A 17,158-nucleotide genomic window follows, 5' to 3' on the forward strand; every position below is an offset into this window, starting at 1 on the left:
GAGGCTGCCATGATTAGCGTCAGGGAAGTACGCGATCGAGCGGTTATCCGCCCGGTCAAGCGCGCGGTCGAGGACCAGCTGCTGGACATTCCGGCGGTGGTCGCCGTGGACATCGGAGAGAAGACGACCGCCGGGTGCGGGACCGGACAGCAGGCGATCGTCGTGTCCGTGCCCCGCAAGGAACCGCGGGAGCGGATCGCCGGTTCGGAGCGCGTCCCGTCCAACATACTGGGCATACCCACCGATGTGGTGGAAGAAGAGGTGAGCCTGCACCACGCGCACTACAGGCTGGACGATCCAGTGGCTCCGCTGGCCCCGGCGGAGAGCGCCACCGTTTTCGGCGGGGTGGGGATAACTCCGCATCGTCCGGTCACAGTGGGGCCGGAGGAGACCGCCGTCGAAGGGAACTGTCGGCGGATCGGCACCCTGGGAACTCTCGTGTTCGGCTACGGGGCCGAGGTGCTCACCATGGGGCTGACCACTTTCGACGTGGCCTGCATGGACGATGCCTGGTCGGTGGGCGATGCGATGCTGGACCCGCACTCCGGACGGGAGTACGCCGAGCTGTCCCGAGCCGCCCTGTCCGGTCGGGTGGACGCCGCAGCGGTGCGGATCTCGGAGTCGTTGGACCGTTGCTGCCTGATCCCCGGGGTCGGCTCGATAACCGGGCAGGGCAGCGCGGAGCCGGGCGAGTTCGTGCGCAAGAGCGGATTCGGCACCGGGCTCACCTGCGCCACGGTCACGTCCAACGACGTCACGGTTCGGGTGGATCACGGGGCCGCGCTCGGGGTGCGGGTGCTGCGGGAGCAGCTCAAGGTGAGTGCCGCCGAGGACCAGCCGTTCGCCGGTGCGGGGGACGCCGGTTCCGTGCTGGTGAACGGTGACGGCCGGGTGGTCGGCCTGCACGTGGCGGGTAGTCGGGACGGGACCGTCGGCTACGCCTGCCCCATCTCGGATGTGCTGGCCGAGCTCGATCTGGAGCTGGCCGTCACGTTTCGCAGGCTGCGCGCGCGGGACGAGTACGCGCGCTGAGCTCGCCCAGCGGCGGCCCAACGCGGCAAGGCGCCGACTCACGTGACGGCCTAAGCAACCACCTGCGAGAGCCGAGCCGCTCGAACCTCGCACAGGACTCCCCGCCCCGATGCAAGCGCTGTGAGCCTGCGCAGCCCGACCGACCGCGGGTGTAGAAGGTCGGTTCGGAACTCCCAGCCAAGAGTTCCACCCCAACGTAGGCGCTTTGAGCCTAGGCATCCCGACCAACCGCGGGTTCTCAGTCGAGTGCCCGGCGAGGACGGCCCCGACGTTGTGTAGGTGGCTACCCGATGTCGGGGCACCCGCAGCCGGGCGCCGACTGAGGTTCCGCTGAGCGACTACCCGAGCAACCCGAGCCGTGCATCGGTTAAGAACGGTAGGTGCGGGTGGCCGAGGCCTGCTCCCGCGGCTTGAGCACGATCTGGTCCAGGTTGACGTGCTCGGGGCGCGTGGCCGCGAAGGAGATCACGTCGGCGACGTCGTCGGCGGACAGCGGGGTGAGACCGCGGTAGACGGCGGCGGCGCGTTCGGTGTCGCCGCCGTAGCGGACCTCGGAGAACTCGGTCTCGACCAGTCCGGGGGAGACCTCGGTGAAGCGGACCGGCTCTCCCAGGTGTTCTCCGCGCAGCGTGCGGTGCAGGGCTGCCTCGGCGTGCTTGGCCGAGGTGTAGCCGGCTCCGTTGTCGTAGACCTCGAGGGCGGCCACGGAGGTGACGGTGATGACGTGGCCGTTGCCGGAGTCGACCAGCTTGGGCAGCAGCGCCTTCGTGAGTCGGAACGTACCGAGGACGTTGGTCTCCCACATCCAGCGCCAGTCCTCTTCGCTGGATTCCGCGACCGGGGCGCTCCCCTTGGCCCCGCCCGCGTTGTTGACCAGCACGCGGCAGGTGGGCACCTGTTCGACGAAGGAGTTCACCGAGTCCTCGTCGGTGACGTCCAGGGGCACGGCGGTGCCGCCGGTCTCGGCGGCGAGCTCCCGGAGTCGCTCGACCCGGCGGGCACCGAGGATCACGTGGAAGCCTTCGGAGGCCAGGGCGCGGGCGGTGGCCGCGCCGATTCCGGAACTGGCTCCGGTGACCACCGCCACTCCGCGGTGCCGTTCGCCGGAGGAGTTCTCCGTTGTCGTCGTTGTCGGCTCGGTACTCACGACGCGATTGTCGCGCGGGATCAAGGGGCGTAGCCGACGGAACCACCAGATGTGATGCGTCACACTTGGCTGTCGGGCATCCTGTGTGCTTGCCGGACGTCATTCTGGATAGAGAGGTGAAACGCGTTTACGCGGGCGATGGATTGAGGTAGGAGTGGCCACTAGGGTGAACGGTTCGCTGAGGCGCTCGCCAGGGGGAGCACTGATCGCGGTGCTGGCGGCGTTGTTGCTGGTCTCCGGGTGTGCGGGGGCGAACGGAGGAACCGGCGGCACCGAAGAGGACGACAGCGGTAGTTCGGATCCTGCGGTTTCCGTCGAACCGAAGAACGGCGCGGACGGGGTCAATCCGAAGGACCCGATCGAGGTCACCACGGAGAACGGGAAGCTGCGCGACGTTTCGCTGGTCAACGGTGACGGCGAGCAGGTCGAGGGCGAACTCGCCGAGAACGGGAGCACCTGGAGGGCCACCGAGCCGCTCGGTTACGACACCGAGTACGAGTGGTCCGGGAAGGTGGTTCACTCCGGGGGAGGCACCGCTCCGGTGGAGGGAAGCTTCCACACGGTTGCCCCGAAGAACGTGGTGCGGGCAACGGTGAATCCGTACGGCAACAAGACGGTCGGCATCGCGATGCCGATCAGCATCAAGTTCGACTCCCCGGTGCAGAACAAGGCTGCCGTGCAGCGTGCCCTCGACGTGCAGACCTCGAGGCCCGTCGAAGGGGCTTGGGCGTGGCTCAACGACAAGCAGGTCGACTGGCGCCCGAAGGAGTACTGGCCCGCGCACACCCAGGTCAGCGTCGACGCGCCGCTGTACGGGATCGACTACGGCGGGGGCAGTTACGGCCAGACCGACATCACGAGCGAGTTCGAGATCGGCCGTTCTCAGGTGGTCAAGGCCGAGGTGGACAAGCACCGGATGCGGGTGATCCGCAACGGTAAGGAGGTCGCGAACTACCCGGCCAGCTACGGCAAGCCCTCCAACCCGGACCTGCACACCCACGAGGGCACCTACACCGTGATGGCCAAGCACCCCGTCGAGATCATGGACAACCCGAAGTACGGCTACACCGACGTGGAGAAGAAGTGGGCCGTGCGGATCTCCAACCACGGGGAGTTCATTCACGAGAACGAGAACAACCGGGCCAACATCGGCAGCAGGAACACCTCGCACGGTTGTGTGAACCTCACCAACGCCGATGCCAAGGAGTACTTCCAGGGCGCGCTGCTCGGGGACCCGGTCGAGGTGACCGGCTCCGGCACCCAGATGCCTCCGAAGTACGCGGTCTACGACTGGATGCTGAGCTGGCAGCAGTGGCAGGAGAAGTCGGCGCTGTGACGGTGGGCCTCGGAGCGGTTCCCGGCTGAGAGTCGTCGCGGGTGGAACGCTGCCCGGAGCGTTCCACCCGGTGCGGGTCCGGCCCGACCGCTCGTTGGTGATTTAGATCACCTTTCGATGTCCCGGGGTGAGTTCCGGGCTGTCTTCGCTGGTCATGTCGATACGCGTGGGCGCGTCCGAGTCGTCGCGCCGCTCGGTGGCCCCGTTGTTGCGTGCCTCTCGGAATGTTTCCGCGCGGTAGGGCGTCGTGGTTGCGTGGGCCCGAAGGTCTCGGGCGCACACGACGAACTTGCGATGAGCAGTAGATGAATTCCAGCAGACTTCCGATGCGCCCGCGCCGTGTCGCCGTGTTCTCGTTGCACACCTCGCCGCTGGAACAGCCGGGAACCGGTGATGCGGGCGGGATGAACGTCTATATCGCGCAGACGGCACGGCGAATGGCGCGGCTGGGTACCGAGGTCGAGATCTTCACCCGGGCCACTTCCTCGGAGATTCCCCCGGTCGTGGAGCTGGCACCGGGAGTGACCGTGCGCCACATCGTGGCCGGGCCGTTCGAGGGGCTGGACAAGAACGACCTCCCCGCGCAGCTCTGCGCTTTCGGCGCGGGGGCGTTGCGGGTGGAGGCGCGTCAGGAGCCCGGCCACTACGACGTCGTGCACTCGCACTACTGGCTGTCCGGTCAGGTCGGCTGGCTGGCGCGGGAACGCTGGGGTGTCCCGCTCGTGCACACCGCGCACACCCTGGCCAAGGTGAAGAACGCGGCCCTGGCCGAGGGCGACAAGCCCGAGCCGAGCGTGCGCGTGGTGGGCGAGGAGCAGGTCGTGGCCGATGCCGACCGCCTCGTGGCCAACACCGAGACCGAGGCGCGGGAGCTGGTCACCCGTTACGATGCCGATCCCGCCGATGTCGCGGTGGTCCCGCCGGGGGTGGACCTGGAGCGTTTCACCCCGGGAGACCAGGGCGCGGCACGGGACAGGTTGGGGCTGGACCCCGACTCGGTGGTGCTCACCTTCGTGGGGCGGGTGCAGCCGTTGAAGGGGCCGGACGTGCTGTTGCGCTCAGTGGCCGAGCTTCTCGGGCGTTTCCCCGAGCTGCGTCCCGTGCTCCGCGTGCTGATGGTGGGCGGACCTTCCGGCAACGGCACCGAACGCCCGGAGGCCATGGAGCAGTTGGCCGAGGAACTCGGCATCACGGACGTGGTTCGCTTCTCGCCCCCGCAGTGGGGGGACGACCTGGTGGCCGTGTACCGCGCCAGTGATCTGGTGGCGGTCCCCAGCTACAACGAGTCCTTCGGGCTCGTCGCGCTGGAGGCGCAGGCCTGTGGAACTCCCGTGGTCGCCGCAGCCGTGGGCGGGTTGTCGGTGGCCGTCTCCGACGGGGTGTCGGGCAGGTTGGTCGAGGGGCACGCCTCGCGGGACTGGGCCGACGTGCTCTCTTCGCTGGTGTGGAATCCCGGGGTGCGGAGCAGGTTGGGCGCGGCGGCTCCGGAGGAGGCCGCGCGTTTCTCCTGGCAGCGCACCACGGAGTCGCTGCTGGAGACCTACGTCCGGGCACGGAAGTCCTTCCGGGACACCTCCTGGTTGGGCGAGGCGACTGCTTGAGCGCGGTGCGGACCGCGGCCGCGGAGGGCTTTGGTGATTCGATTCCCGAAGGACCGGTAGTCCTGTGTTCGTCCGTCAGAGGAAGCAAGCTCGCCCCGGTGCTCGTCGCACCGGCTCGAGAGCGAGGAGGAGAGCAATGAGCTCAGCCGCGCGGGAATCGCTCGACCAAGTGATCGAGGCCACTCTGGATGACGGGGAGCTGGATTACGAGCACCCCGAGCTCGGAAGGTTCTTCGTCACCCTTCCGGGGACCAACAAACTGCAGACGAATTGCTGGTTGATCGTCTCCGAGCACTCGTTGATCGTGGAAGCGTTCGTGTGCAGGCAGCCCGACGAGGGGCACGAGGAGTTCTACCGTTACGTGCTGCGGCGCAACGCGCGGTTGTACGGGGTGCACTACACCGTCGACAGCACCGGCGATCTTTACCTGATCGGAAGAATCGGTTTGCACGCGGTTAACGCCGATGAACTCGATCGTGTTCTGGGGCAGGTGCTGGAAGCCGCGGACGGTGATTTCAACCCCTTGCTGCGAATCGGTTTCGCCACTGCCATTCGTCGCGAGTGGGGATGGCGGGAATCACGCGGTGAATCGCTGGCGAATCTGCGCGCGTTCAGCTCGCTCGTCGAGCGGGACGGGGTGCTCCCCCCGGTGTCCGACTCCGAGTCGTAATTTGCGGGGAGGGTGCGGCGGCTCGCTCTGCGTGGCGGTGCGGGTGGCGGAACCTCTCGCGGGCTCTCGCTCCGGGAGGCCCGACATCGGGTAGCGGCCTACACAACGTCGGGCCTTCCTCGCGAGAGCACCACGAGAGAACCCGCGGCGGTGCCGACGGGTCAGGCTCGAAGCGCTCGCGTTGGGGTGACAGGCTTTTCGGGGACCGGCTTGTCGTAGCTGGTTCCGGGCGGAATCGCTCGCGGCGCTTGGCTGCGGATGCCCGGCATCGGGTAGACACTCCTCTGCTCCTCGGGCTGCGCAGTTTCGCGCGAAACGTTCCCCTCATACGGCACGAGAACCGGCAGTGGTGCCGACTGCTCAGGCTCGTAAGCGCTTTCGTTGGAGCGGACCCCTTGGTCGGGAGTTCCTGTCCGGAGCTCTCCGGCGGTTGCTCGGGGCGCGGCGGGGTGTCGCTGCCGGGAGGTCGATTTCGGGCGGCGGGACCAGCGTTTCGCCGGTACGTTTGAGCGCGAGCCGGTTGGTGGTAACCGGGGTTCGAGGCGGTGCTCCGCTCGGCGACGCGCCAGTGGGGCCTTTCGAAGCTCGCGGGGCCTTGCCGGACCCGGCGCGGGACGGCTCGGGAGAGAGGGGGAGTCACGAGCTCGAGCCGCCCCGCGCGGGGGTTCCGCTGTGCCGGGCGCAGTAGGCGGGGAGACCCTGGCCCGGCAGGCACGGTCCGACGGGGGGAGCGGACCGTACACGACTCCGACGGGATCGGGGAGTGCGTGGGAGCCGATCTCGTCAGAGCGCTGCCAAACTTCGCAGAGTTGAGCAATGACCACAAGGCCAGTGCCCTGCTCCAATCGAGTGAAGTTTGAATTAGAAAGTAACGTTGTGAAGTCCCTGTGTCCCTATTTCACCCGAATATGTGATTAGTGACACAAATGGAGGATCGGGAAAGCGGCAGATAAATAACAGTCTGATTTCACCTGTGGTGGAGGGGTTTGCCACCCCCGGGAAAGGTGATCGTGGAATGTCGTCCGTGATCACCGGGAGGTGTCCCGGACGGCGCGAAAGCCGCCCGAGAAGTGAATCAGTCCCGGCTTCGTTCGCTTTCGACGCGAGGTTTCGCCTGGTCGGCCGCGGATCCGGTACCCCTGATCTGCCGGCACTGCTCGCGGGGCGGGTGAATCACCCCACCCGTGCGTCGCGTGTCCACCTCGTCGTGGGCGCTAACCTGGCGGCATGACTGTCGGGACCCTTGTACTGCTGCGCCACGGCGAGAGCACCTGGAACGCGCGGAATCTGTTCACCGGATGGGTGGACGTCCCCCTGTCGGAGGACGGGGAGGCCGAAGCACGTCGTGGCGGTGAGCTGCTCGCCGAGTCGGAGCTGTTGCCCGATGTGGTGCACACCTCCCTGCTGCGCCGGGCGATCAGCACCGCGAACACGGCCCTGGACGTCGCCGAGCGGCACTGGATCCCCGTCCGCAGGGACTGGAGGCTCAACGAACGCCACTACGGTGCTCTACAGGGCAAGGACAAGAAGCAGACCCTGGAGACGTACGGCGAGGAGCAGTTCATGCTCTGGCGCCGTTCGTTCGACACTCCTCCCCCGGAGATCGACCCGAGCGACCCGTACACCCAGGAGGGGGACCCGCGCTACGCGGACCTGGGGTCCGCGATGCCGCGCACCGAGTGCCTCAAGGACGTCGTCACCCGGTTGCTGCCCTACTGGGAGTCCGCGGTCGTCCCGGACCTGCGCGCGGGCAGGACGGTGCTCGTGGCCGCGCACGGCAACTCGCTGCGCGCGCTGGTCAAGCACCTGGACGGGGTCTCCGACCAGGACATAGCCGCGCTCAACATCCCGACCGGCATTCCGCTGCGCTACGACCTGGACGAGCAGCTGAACCCGGAGAACCCGGGGGGCACCTACCTCGATCCGGACGCGGCGGCCGAGGCCGCTGCCTCGGTGGCTAGTCAGGGACGCTGACCCGAACGGGAGGCGAAGCGCCGTCGTCCCCGGCACCGAGAACCGAGGGGCGGCGGCGCTCGGTCCGCGGCCCGTCCGAGCGGCCCATCCGACTCGAGGACGTCCACCTCCTGAACGGGTGTTCTCTTTCGGGTGAATCCAGGGTGAAAAACCCCCTGCGGGGTGTCAGAGGTATCACTGAATGGCCTCATACTCTGGCCGAGCCCTGCCCTGACTTGCTTACGATGCTGGTGTGACCGCATTGGGCTATAGCGCCCTGTTGATCGGCGTGCTGGCGTTGGGCTTGGTGGCGGGGCACCGACTCGCCGTGAGCCGTGGACGATCCGAGCGCACACGTGCGAAGGGGCCGACAGTCGCGGAGCTGCTGCAGCGTCTGGTGCACACCAGTGACAACGGAATCGTCGTGCTGAACAGCTTCGGCGACGTGGTGGTGCACAACCCCCGAGCCGACGAACTCGGCTTCGTGCGCGACAGCCGTCCCGACTCCCGGGCACGCGAGGCCTCCGACCGGGCGCTGAGCACGGGAGAGCCGGTTTCGGTGGACCTGTCCCCGTTGAACCGGGACGCCCAGCACGGGCGTGCCCCCACCGCCGTGCTCGGCGACGTCCGCCCGCTGGGTGACGGGTTCACCGTGGTGGACGCCGCCGACGAGTCGGAGTCCGTGCGCCTGGAGGAGACCAGGCGGGACTTCGTGGCCAACGTCAGCCACGAGCTCAAGACCCCGGTCGGGGCCCTGGCGCTGTTGGCCGAGACGGTGCTGGACGCGGCGGACGACCCCGACGAGGTGCGCCGCTTCTCGAACAAGATCCTGCACGAGTCGACCCGGCTCGGCACGCTCGTTTCCGAGTTGATCGCCCTTTCCAGGTTGCAGGGCGCCGAACCGCTCCCCGAGCTGTCCACCGTCGATGTCGACGACGTCGTCGAGGAGGCGCTGGGGCGCTGCCGAGTGGCCGCGGAGTCGGCCGGGATCGACATCACCACCGACGAGGCCAGTGGGCTGCAGCTCGAAGGCGATCGCACCCTGCTGGTCACCGCGCTGAGCAACTTGATCAACAACGCGGTGTCCTACTCACCGGACGCGAGCCCGGTGTCGATCAGCAGACGACTCCGCGAGGACTACGTGGAGATCGCGGTTACCGACCGGGGCATCGGAATCGACCCCGCGGACCAGGAGCGCGTGTTCGAGCGCTTCTACCGGGTGGATCGAGCTCGCTCCAGGGCCACCGGTGGTACCGGTCTCGGGTTGGCCATCGTCAAGCACGTCGCCGCCAACCACGGTGGGGAGGTCAAGGTGTGGAGCAAGCCCGGAACCGGTTCCACCTTCACGCTGCGGGTGCCGCGGCATCCGAGGCGTGAACCGGCCCGAACCACCGAAACCGCGTCCGTCCGGCGCGAGGAACCGGGCGACGAGTCAGAAGACCGCGTGACCCACACCGCGGAGGGGACGCGAACCGTCGAAACGGGAGGAGTCCGGTGACCAGGGTGCTGATCGTGGAGGACGAGGAGTCCTTCGCCGACCCACTGGCTTTCATGCTGCGCAAAGAGGGATTCACCGCATCCGTGGCCACTACGGGCCAGGAGGCTCTGGAGGATTTCGAACGCAACGGCGCCGACATCGTGCTGCTCGACCTGATGCTGCCCGGGATGAGCGGAACGGACGTGTGCAAGGAGATCCGGCAGCGCTCCTCCGTTCCGGTGATCATGGTTACTGCCCGGGACGCCGAGATCGACAAGGTCGTCGGTCTGGAGCTGGGTGCCGACGACTACGTCACCAAGCCCTACTCGGCTCGGGAGCTGACCGCTCGGGTGCGGGCGGTGCTGCGGCGCCGCGGCGGGGAGGTCGAGGAACCGGCCCCTAGCGGGCAGACGCTGGAGGCGGGACCGGTGCGCATGGACGTGGAGCGGCACGTGGTCACGGTCTCCGGTGAGGAGGTCGGGCTTCCGCTCAAGGAGTTCGACCTGCTGGAGTACCTGCTGCGCAACGTCGGACGAGTGTTGACGAGGGGGCAGCTGATCGACCGGGTGTGGGGAGCCGACTACGTCGGCGACACCAAGACGCTCGACGTGCACATCAAGCGGCTGCGCTCCAAGCTGGAACCGGACCCCACGGATCCGCGTCACCTGCTCACCGTGCGTGGGCTGGGGTACAAGTTCGAGACGTGAATCTCACCGTCACACACTTGTGGCGCTCTTCGGGACGGTAGGTTGGCCCCTATGCGCCTAGGGGTGCTCGACGTGGGGTCGAATACCGTTCACTTGCTGGTGGTGGATGCGTACCGCGGTGCGCATCCCACACCGATGACGTCCGAGAAGACCGTGCTGCGGCTGTCCGAGCGGATCGACGCCTCCGGAACGCTGCCCGCATCCGCCGTCGAGGAGCTCACGAGCAGCGTCGAGGCCGCGCGCAAGTCGGCGCTGGAGCTCGGGTGCTCCGAGCTCGTCGGCTTCGCGACCTCGGCCATCCGCCGCGCGGACAACGCCGCTGAGGTCCTGGAGCGGGTCCGGGAGCGGACCGGGGTCGAGCTGCGGGTCCTCTCGGGCGTCGACGAAGCCCGCTTCACTTTTCTCGCGGCCAGACGCTGGTACGGCTGGTCGGCGGGCAACCTCCTCGTGCTCGACATCGGGGGAGGTTCGCTGGAGATGGCTCTCGGCGTCGACGAACAGCCGGACACGGCGGTCTCCTTGCCGCTCGGGGCCGGGCACGTCGCGCGTGTCTGGTCCGCGGAGGACCCGCCGCGCCGTGCCGAGGTCGAGCGGCTGCGGGAGTGGATCGACGACCAGCTGGCCGAGACGGCTCGTCGCTTCCGGGAGTTCGACTGCCCGGACAAGGTCGTGGCGACCTCCAAGACCTTCCGCTCGCTGGCCAGGTTGAGCGGTGCTGCCGCCACCTCCGCGGGGCCGCGCGCGCACCGGACCCTCACCTCCGGGGCGTTGAACCAGCTGCTCGCCTTCGTGACGAGGATCTCCGCGGCCGACCTGGCCTCGCTGGACGGTGTGAGCAGCGCACGGGCGCATCAGCTCACCAGCGGAGGACTGGTGGCCGAGGGGGTGCTGCGCTCCCTGGACGTGTCCGAGGTCGAGATCTGCCCGTGGGCCCTGCGCGAGGGCGTGATCCTGCGGCGGCTGGACCGGGCCGACGTTGCCGACGGCCCCGAGGACGGCCTGAGCGCACCGTCGATAATCGCGGGGGACGATACTGGGTGACAGCCGCGCGATCGCGGAGTCAACTGGACGCGAGATCTAGCACGGGGCACGGTGGAGTCGATGAGTCGTGACAGTGGGTCCAAGGACCCGAGCCAGCGCACCGTCGCGGAACTGCTGGCCGAACACGGCGGTGACGCGCAGCGCGGCTCACGCCGTAGGCGCAGGCGTGCCGAGGACCCGTCCGAAACGGCTCCCCAGGCGATCATCGAGAGGGTCAACTCGGACAGCGGACGCATGCTCCCGGTGGAGGACCCCGGCGACGAGGAGCCGGAGTCCTCGGCTCAGGGGGGCGGCGGGCGGACGCAGGCGGAACCGGCGACCGGGGAGACGCCCGCCGAGCCCGCTCCGGAGACCACCCGGAGGTCGGTCTCCGGTTCCTCCGCGACCCCGCCACCCTCCGCGACCCCGCCGCCGGCGGGGCCCTCGGCCGCGGCCCAGCCGGGCTCGTCCGGGGGGAGCGGTGTCCGGTTCACCCCGGAGGGGAGTGGTCCCGCGCAGTGGGTGCGGGGACGGGAAGCGCCGGTGGTGCGCTCCCGGGGATCCGGCGGGTCGGGTGCTGCTCCCGCGGAGAGCGCCTCCCCGGAGGACGCCGGTCAGCAGGCCCCTCCCGAGGAGCACCAGCAGGCCGGCAGCGAGCCCGTCCAGGAAGTCGAGCGGACGGCTCGGCAGGCAGCGAATCAGGGGACCTGGGCGGCCCCGCAACAGCAGGAGAGCCAGCCCTCCCCGGCCGAGCACGGCTTCCGGCCCGGTGAGGCCTCGGACGGGCCACCGACGGCCGGGCACGTCCCGGAGGCCGCGGCAACAGACACCGAGGTCACGGCTCAACAGCCGCCGCTGCCCGCTGCCGGCTCGGGAGGTGGTGCCCTGCCCGCGGGTACCGCGGCCCCGAACGGCACGGCTTCCGGCGCGCAGGTCACCGGTGCCGCGCCGGTGGCCGGTGGTGAGGACTCCCCGCCGCGGCAGGAGGTCGCCTCCTCCGGGGTGCACGAGCAGTCCACCGAGCGGTTCCCGCCCGTGAGCACTCCGCCGGCGGCTCCCACCACTGCTTCCGCTCCGCCCGCCGATCCGGAGGTGACCGACGGGGACGGGACCGCGCTGCTGGAGTACCCGGATCTCCCGGCGGAGCAGCCGGCCCGGGAGCCCTCCGTCGTCGAGGCGGCCCCGGACCCCTACGAGGACGCCTACTACGCCTCCGAGGAAGCGGAGGAGGACCCGTTCGCCGACGCCGCCGACTTCTACGGGGAGATCGACGGCGCCGCCTCCTCCGCGGAGCTCGGGGGAGCGGACGGCTCGGAGTACGCCGACGAGGACGACCTCGACGAGAGCGCGGAGCGTTCGCTGCCCGCCGGGCTGGCGAGCGAGGACGAGGACCTCCACGCGGAGTCCGCGGAATCGGAGGTCTCCGGGCGCTCCCGGGCGATGGACTGGGTGGTGCTCGTGGGGCAGGTCCTGGGCGGACTGCTGGCGGGGGGAGTGGTCTGGATGGGATTCCGCTGGTTGTGGCGCGAGCTCCCGCTGCCCGCCCTCGCCGCGGCGCTGGCTTTCACCGGTGCTCTCGTGCTCGGGGCCCGCAAAGTCTTGCGTACCGATGATCTGCAGACCATTCTGTTGTCGGTGCTGGTCGGTCTGGTGTGCACCGTCTCGCCGGTCGCTTTGCTGTTGGTGGGACACTGAAAGTGATCGACACGCGTCGTCCGAACGGATGGTTCTCGGGACGGTTCCGGTGCGCCGGGGTGCGTTCCGGGTCGGTTGTTCCGGGAGCGGACCGCTCCGGCCGCACCGTCGATCCCGCGGCCGCACCGGCCGTTCCCCGTTCGTTCCAGTAGTCGAGTTTGGCGGGACATGACTCGCGAAACACCTGGCGTAGCGACACCCGAGCCCCACCGGCCCGCCGTGCCGGTGGGGCTCTCCAGCGCGTCGGTATGGCCGCAGCCCGTGCGGGCGGCTTTCGAGATGGCCGCCGACCTGGGGTACGACGGTGTCGAGGTGATGGTGTGGGCGGACGCGACCAGCCAGGACGTCTCCGCGCTGGGCAGACTGTCCGAGCAGCACGGAGTTCCGGTGCTGGCGGTGCACGCCCCGTGCCTGCTGATCACGCAGCGGGTTTGGTCCTCCGAGCCGGAGGAACGATTGCGCAGGGCTGTGGTGGCCGCGAGTGAGCTGGGGGCCTCGACGGTCGTGGTGCATCCGCCGTTCCGCTGGCAGCGCAGGTACGCGGAGGGGTTCGCCGAGCTGGTGGCGAGCCTGGAGGAGACCAGCGGGATCCGGGTCGCGGTCGAGAACATGTTCCCCGTTCGCCCCCCGAACAGCTGGGACAGGTTGCGCGGCAACAGGGCGACCGGGCTGTCGGCGTTCCGCCCCTCGCCCGACCCGACCGAGACCGGTTTCCGGCACTACACGCTGGACGTCTCGCACGCGGCCGCGGCCCAGACCGATCCGCTGGAGCTGATGAGGCGCATGGGGGACGGGCTGGCGCACGTCCACCTGACGGACGGGACGGGAGCGCCCCGTGACGAGCACCTGCTCCCGGGGCACGGCACCCAGCCCTGCGCGGAGGTGTGCACGACCCTGGGATCGGGCGGCTACACGGGAGCGGTGGTCGTCGAGGTCAACACGCGGAAGGCCAAGACCGCCGACCAGCGTGCGGCGCAGCTGGCCGAGGCCCTGCTGTTCGCCAGGCTGCACCTGGAGCCGCTGCGCGTCTGAGCGGGACGTGTCGCTCGGGGGTCGTGGGCTCGGTGCCCGGCGATTCCGAGCGGGGCCCGCTCGACCGACGATCCGTCCGGAGGGCCTCCCGCGGGCGGGCCGGTCGTGCGGGGAGCTCGTCCCAGTTCGTGGACGGGACCGCGAGTTCCGGGGAGGTTCCGCTCTGGCACCCTGATCCCATGTCGACGATCGCCGTACTCGGGGCAGGAAAGATCGGGGAGTCGTTGCTGTCCGGTCTGATCAACGCCGGACACGCGACGGAGAAGCTGTTGTTCACCGAGCGCTACCAGCAGCGCGCGGAGGAGCTGACCGAGCGCTACGGCGTCCGCAATGCGGACGTCGCCGAGGCCGTTGAGCAGGCCGACGTGCTGGTCGTCTCGGTCAAGCCGCAGGACATCGATCCGCTGCTCGAGCTGATCTCCCCGCTGGTCACCCCGGAGAAGCTGGTCGTGACGCTGTGCGCCGGACTGCCGACCGAGCTCTTCGAGCGGCGCTTCGCCGCGGGGACCCCGGTGGTGCGCGTCATGCCGAACACGCCGATGCTGGTCGGGGAGGCGATGAGCGCGGTCTCGGCCGGTACGCACGCCACCGAAGCGCACCTCGAGACCGTGGAGGAGATGCTGGGCAGCGTGGGGCGCGTGGTGCGCATTCCGGAGAACCAGCAGGACGCGGTCACCGCGCTGTCCGGATCCGGACCGGCCTACTTCTTCTACCTGGTCGAGGCGATGATCGACGCGGGGATCCTGCTCGGCCTGCCGCGGGCGGTGGCCGGCGAGCTGGTCGTGCAGTCCGCTGTGGGCTCGGCCGCCATGCTCCGGGAGGGCGAAGGGCACCCCGTGATCATGCGCGAGGGGGTCACCTCGCCGGGCGGAACGACGATCTCGGGAGTTCGCGAGCTGGAGAAGCACGGAGTCCGCGCCGCGTTGATCGACGCGATCGAGGCCGCCCACTCCCGCTCCGTGGAGCTGGGCGCCAAGCACCGGGCGGATCCCTCCGAGGGGGACGAGGACTGAGCTCCCCCGCGTGATCGCAGGCCCGGTTCGCTCGACGACGCGGGCGGGGAAGTTCCCGCCCCCAGGTGTCGGTCGACCCCGCGTCGGCGAGTCGGGGCGCTGCGTTTCACAACGCGCTGAACACACTCCGTTAACGCTTTCGGGGTTACGATTGCCGCAGGGCCGGGGCCGCGGGCGGGACCGGACCGCGGAGCCCCCGCGCGGCGCCCCTCCGGCCCGGAACGACGGTCGAACGCTTCCAGGAGGCCGGCGGTGCCGGATGTCGTGCTCGTCACGGGGGTCAGCCGTTTCATCGGTGCGCACCTGGCCGGAAGGCTGGCCGAGTCCCCCGGAGTGGGCAGAGTGCTCGGAGTGGACGTCGTCCCCCCGTCCCCGGAGCTGTCGCGCAGGATGGGCGGCGCGGAGTTCGTGCGCGCCGACATCAGGCACCCGCTGATCGCCAAGATCGTTTCCGAGGCGCGAGTGGACACGGTCGTGCAGGCCTCGACCGGTTCGGACGGTCTGCCGACGGCCCGCACTGCGCACAGGGAGATGAGCGTTCTCGGCACCATGCGGCTGATGGCCGCCTGCCAGAGCTCCCCGCGGGTGCGGAAACTGGTGCTGAAGTCGACCAGCGCGGTCTACGGGGCCAGCCCGCGCGACCCCGCGGTGTTCACCGAGGACACGGCTCCCAGGGATTTGCCCTCCTCCGGGTGCGCGAAGGACGCCGTCGAGGTGGAGGGCTACGCGCGCGGGCTCGGGCGGCGCCGTCCCGACATGGACATAACGGTCCTGCGCTTCACCGACCTGATCGGACCGCGCATCGACTCCGCCCTGACCAGGTACTTCTCCCTCCCCCTCGTGCCGACGATCCTCGGTCGGGACGCCCGGTTGCAGCTGCTGCACACGGAGGACGCCCTGACCGCGCTGCAACGAGCCACCCTGGAGGAGCACCCCGGGGTGTTCAACGTGAGCGGGGACGGGGTGCTCATGCTCGGCCAGGCGATCAGAAGAGCGGGCAGGGTGCCGAGCCCGGTACCCGGGGTGGCGGTCCCGCCGCTGACCGGTTTCCTGCGCGGGACGAACCTGTCCGGGATCTCCACCGAACAGCTGGAGTTGCTGAACTTCGGGCGCGTGGTGGACACGACGAAGCTGCGCGAGCGGTTCGGATTCGTTCCGAGGTGGACCACTCAACAGGCCTTCGACGACTTCGTGCGCGGCAGGGACCTGCGTCCGCTGGTCTCCCCCGAGCGGATCAGGGAGGCCGAACGCGGGCTCGGCAGGGTGATCTCCCGAGCGGGCCGATAGGAGCTGCGGTGCGCGTGGCCGCTCGCCGGGGGCGTGGACCGCCCACCGGCCGGTGCGCGGTCGGGGCCCCGACTGTCCGAGCGAGTTCTGTGAGGGAGCAGCGATGGCGAACGCGAGAGTGATCCCGCTCTACCCGGACGGGGAGGAGCCTCGAACGGGCGGGCAGGACGGCGCGGAGGGCGTCCCCGGTTCCTCCCGGACGCGGGAGGAGCAGGAGGAGGGCCACGCCGACTGGCAGGAGTCCCTCGTCGACGCGCTCGCCTTCGTCCGGCGGCGCCTGCTCGGCGAGTACGGGGTGGACGAGTTCGGCTTCGACAGGGAACTCACCGACAGGCTCGTCCTGCCCGCGCTGCGGGCCGTCTACGAGAACTGGTTCCGGGTGGAGGCCATCGGCCTGGACAACGTGCCCAGCGACTCGGGAGCCCTCGTTGTGGCCAACCACTCGGGCACGTTGCCGTGGGACGCGCTGATGACCACGGTCGCGCTGCGCGACCGGCACCCCGCGGGCAGGCACCTGCGGATGCTCGGCGCCGACCTGGTCTTCGCCGCCCCGCTGATCGGTTCCCTGGCCAGGCGGACGGGGCAGACCCTCGCGTGCAACGAGGACGCGGAGCGCCTGCTGCGCGCCGGGGAACTGGTCGGGGTGTGGCCCGAGGGGTTCAAGGGGATCGGCAAGCCCTTCCGGGACCGCTACAAGCTGCAGCGTTTCGGGCGCGGTGGTTTCGTCTCGGCGGCCATGCGACGCGGGGTTCCCATAGTGCCCTGCTCCATCGTCGGGGCGGAGGAGATCCACCCCAAGATCGGCGACATCCGCCCGCTGGCGCGCTTGCTCGGGATGCCCTACTTCCCCGTCACACCGTTTTTCCCGCAGCTCGGCGCGCTCGGTGCGGTGCCGCTGCCCACCAAGTGGTACATCGAGTTCGGCGAGCCCATCGAAACCGCCGAGTACGGGGCCGAGGCGGCCGATGACCCGATGGTCGTGTTCGACCTGAGCGACCAGGTGCGGGAGAACGTCCAGGAGACGATCTACCGGTTGTTGGCGCAGCGCAGCAGCGTCTTCTTCGGCTGAGGTGACGCTTCGGCGGCTCCGGCTGCGTGGTGGTGCGGGTGGCGCAGGCTCAAAGCACTCGCGTCGGGCGGTGCCCTCCGGTCGGGAGTTCCGGTCCGGGCTTTCCGGGGATCAGTGTG

The 17,158-nt window shown here is 69.5% G+C and carries 14 protein-coding genes; 13 read left to right on the forward strand and 1 reads right to left on the reverse strand.

All coding sequences use genetic code 11. The annotated features are described in order from the left end of the window. Positions 1 to 9 precede the first annotated feature (9 nt). Positions 10 to 1,032, forward strand: coding sequence for a hypothetical protein (locus G9Q41_RS05255; protein WP_165631926.1), 1,023 nt, complete (start codon positions 10 to 12; stop codon positions 1,030 to 1,032). A 367-nt stretch (positions 1,033 to 1,399) separates the two neighbouring features. Here G9Q41_RS05255 and G9Q41_RS05260 read toward each other — a convergent pair whose 3' ends face one another. Further along, positions 1,400 to 2,119, reverse strand: coding sequence for an SDR family oxidoreductase (locus G9Q41_RS05260; protein WP_165632116.1), 720 nt, complete (start codon positions 2,117 to 2,119; stop codon positions 1,400 to 1,402). 226 nt (positions 2,120 to 2,345) lie between these two features. Here G9Q41_RS05260 and G9Q41_RS05265 point away from each other — a divergent pair, with 226 nt between their 5' ends. From G9Q41_RS05265 to G9Q41_RS05320, 12 genes are all read left to right on the forward strand, one after another. Continuing rightward, positions 2,346 to 3,515, forward strand: coding sequence for an Ig-like domain-containing protein (locus tag G9Q41_RS05265; RefSeq protein ID WP_165631925.1), 1,170 nt, complete (start codon positions 2,346 to 2,348; stop codon positions 3,513 to 3,515). Between the two features lie 305 nt (positions 3,516 to 3,820). Continuing rightward, the gene (gene mshA / locus G9Q41_RS05270) at positions 3,821 to 5,116 is read left to right on the forward strand and encodes a D-inositol-3-phosphate glycosyltransferase (protein WP_165631924.1); all 1,296 of its coding nucleotides are present in this window, start codon (positions 3,821 to 3,823) and stop codon (positions 5,114 to 5,116) included. Between the two features lie 136 nt (positions 5,117 to 5,252). Beyond that, positions 5,253 to 5,786 (forward strand): YbjN domain-containing protein, encoded by a 534-nt coding sequence (locus G9Q41_RS05275; RefSeq protein ID WP_165631923.1) that lies wholly within the window; start codon positions 5,253 to 5,255, stop codon positions 5,784 to 5,786. A 1,227-nt stretch (positions 5,787 to 7,013) separates the two neighbouring features. Continuing rightward, on the forward strand, positions 7,014 to 7,760 hold the full coding sequence (locus tag G9Q41_RS05280; protein ID WP_092525708.1) for a phosphoglyceromutase: 747 nt from the start codon (positions 7,014 to 7,016) through the stop codon (positions 7,758 to 7,760). 232 nt (positions 7,761 to 7,992) lie between these two features. Continuing rightward, on the forward strand, positions 7,993 to 9,237 hold the full coding sequence (locus tag G9Q41_RS05285) for an ATP-binding protein (RefSeq protein WP_347567464.1): 1,245 nt from the start codon (positions 7,993 to 7,995) through the stop codon (positions 9,235 to 9,237). Next, positions 9,234 to 9,923 (forward strand): response regulator transcription factor, encoded by a 690-nt coding sequence (locus G9Q41_RS05290; RefSeq protein WP_165631922.1) that lies wholly within the window; start codon positions 9,234 to 9,236, stop codon positions 9,921 to 9,923. Before G9Q41_RS05285 ends, G9Q41_RS05290 begins: the two co-directional genes overlap by 4 nt. Before the next feature lie 51 nt (positions 9,924 to 9,974). Next, the gene (locus tag G9Q41_RS05295) at positions 9,975 to 10,964 is read left to right on the forward strand and encodes a Ppx/GppA phosphatase family protein (RefSeq protein ID WP_165631921.1); all 990 of its coding nucleotides are present in this window, start codon (positions 9,975 to 9,977) and stop codon (positions 10,962 to 10,964) included. A gap of 60 nt (positions 10,965 to 11,024) precedes the next feature. Continuing rightward, positions 11,025 to 12,638, forward strand: a complete 1,614-nt coding sequence (locus G9Q41_RS05300) for a hypothetical protein (RefSeq protein ID WP_165631920.1) — start codon at positions 11,025 to 11,027, stop codon at positions 12,636 to 12,638. Between the two features lie 168 nt (positions 12,639 to 12,806). Next, positions 12,807 to 13,670, forward strand: a complete 864-nt coding sequence (locus G9Q41_RS05305; protein ID WP_092525718.1) for a sugar phosphate isomerase/epimerase family protein — start codon at positions 12,807 to 12,809, stop codon at positions 13,668 to 13,670. Positions 13,671 to 13,849: 179 nt separating this feature from the next. Next, positions 13,850 to 14,683: a pyrroline-5-carboxylate reductase gene (gene proC / locus G9Q41_RS05310; RefSeq protein WP_092527926.1), complete on the forward strand. Its 834-nt coding sequence runs from the start codon at positions 13,850 to 13,852 to the stop codon at positions 14,681 to 14,683. A gap of 252 nt (positions 14,684 to 14,935) precedes the next feature. After that, entirely contained in the window at positions 14,936 to 15,970 is a 1,035-nt protein-coding gene (locus tag G9Q41_RS05315) for an NAD-dependent epimerase/dehydratase family protein (RefSeq protein ID WP_165631919.1), read from the forward strand. A gap of 103 nt (positions 15,971 to 16,073) precedes the next feature. Beyond that, on the forward strand, positions 16,074 to 17,039 hold the full coding sequence (locus G9Q41_RS05320; protein ID WP_092525722.1) for a lysophospholipid acyltransferase family protein: 966 nt from the start codon (positions 16,074 to 16,076) through the stop codon (positions 17,037 to 17,039). Positions 17,040 to 17,158: the final 119 nt, after the last annotated feature.

The organism is Actinopolyspora sp. BKK2 (genome assembly GCF_011291845.1).
Taxonomy (GTDB): Bacteria; Actinomycetota; Actinomycetes; order Mycobacteriales; family Pseudonocardiaceae; genus Actinopolyspora; species Actinopolyspora saharensis.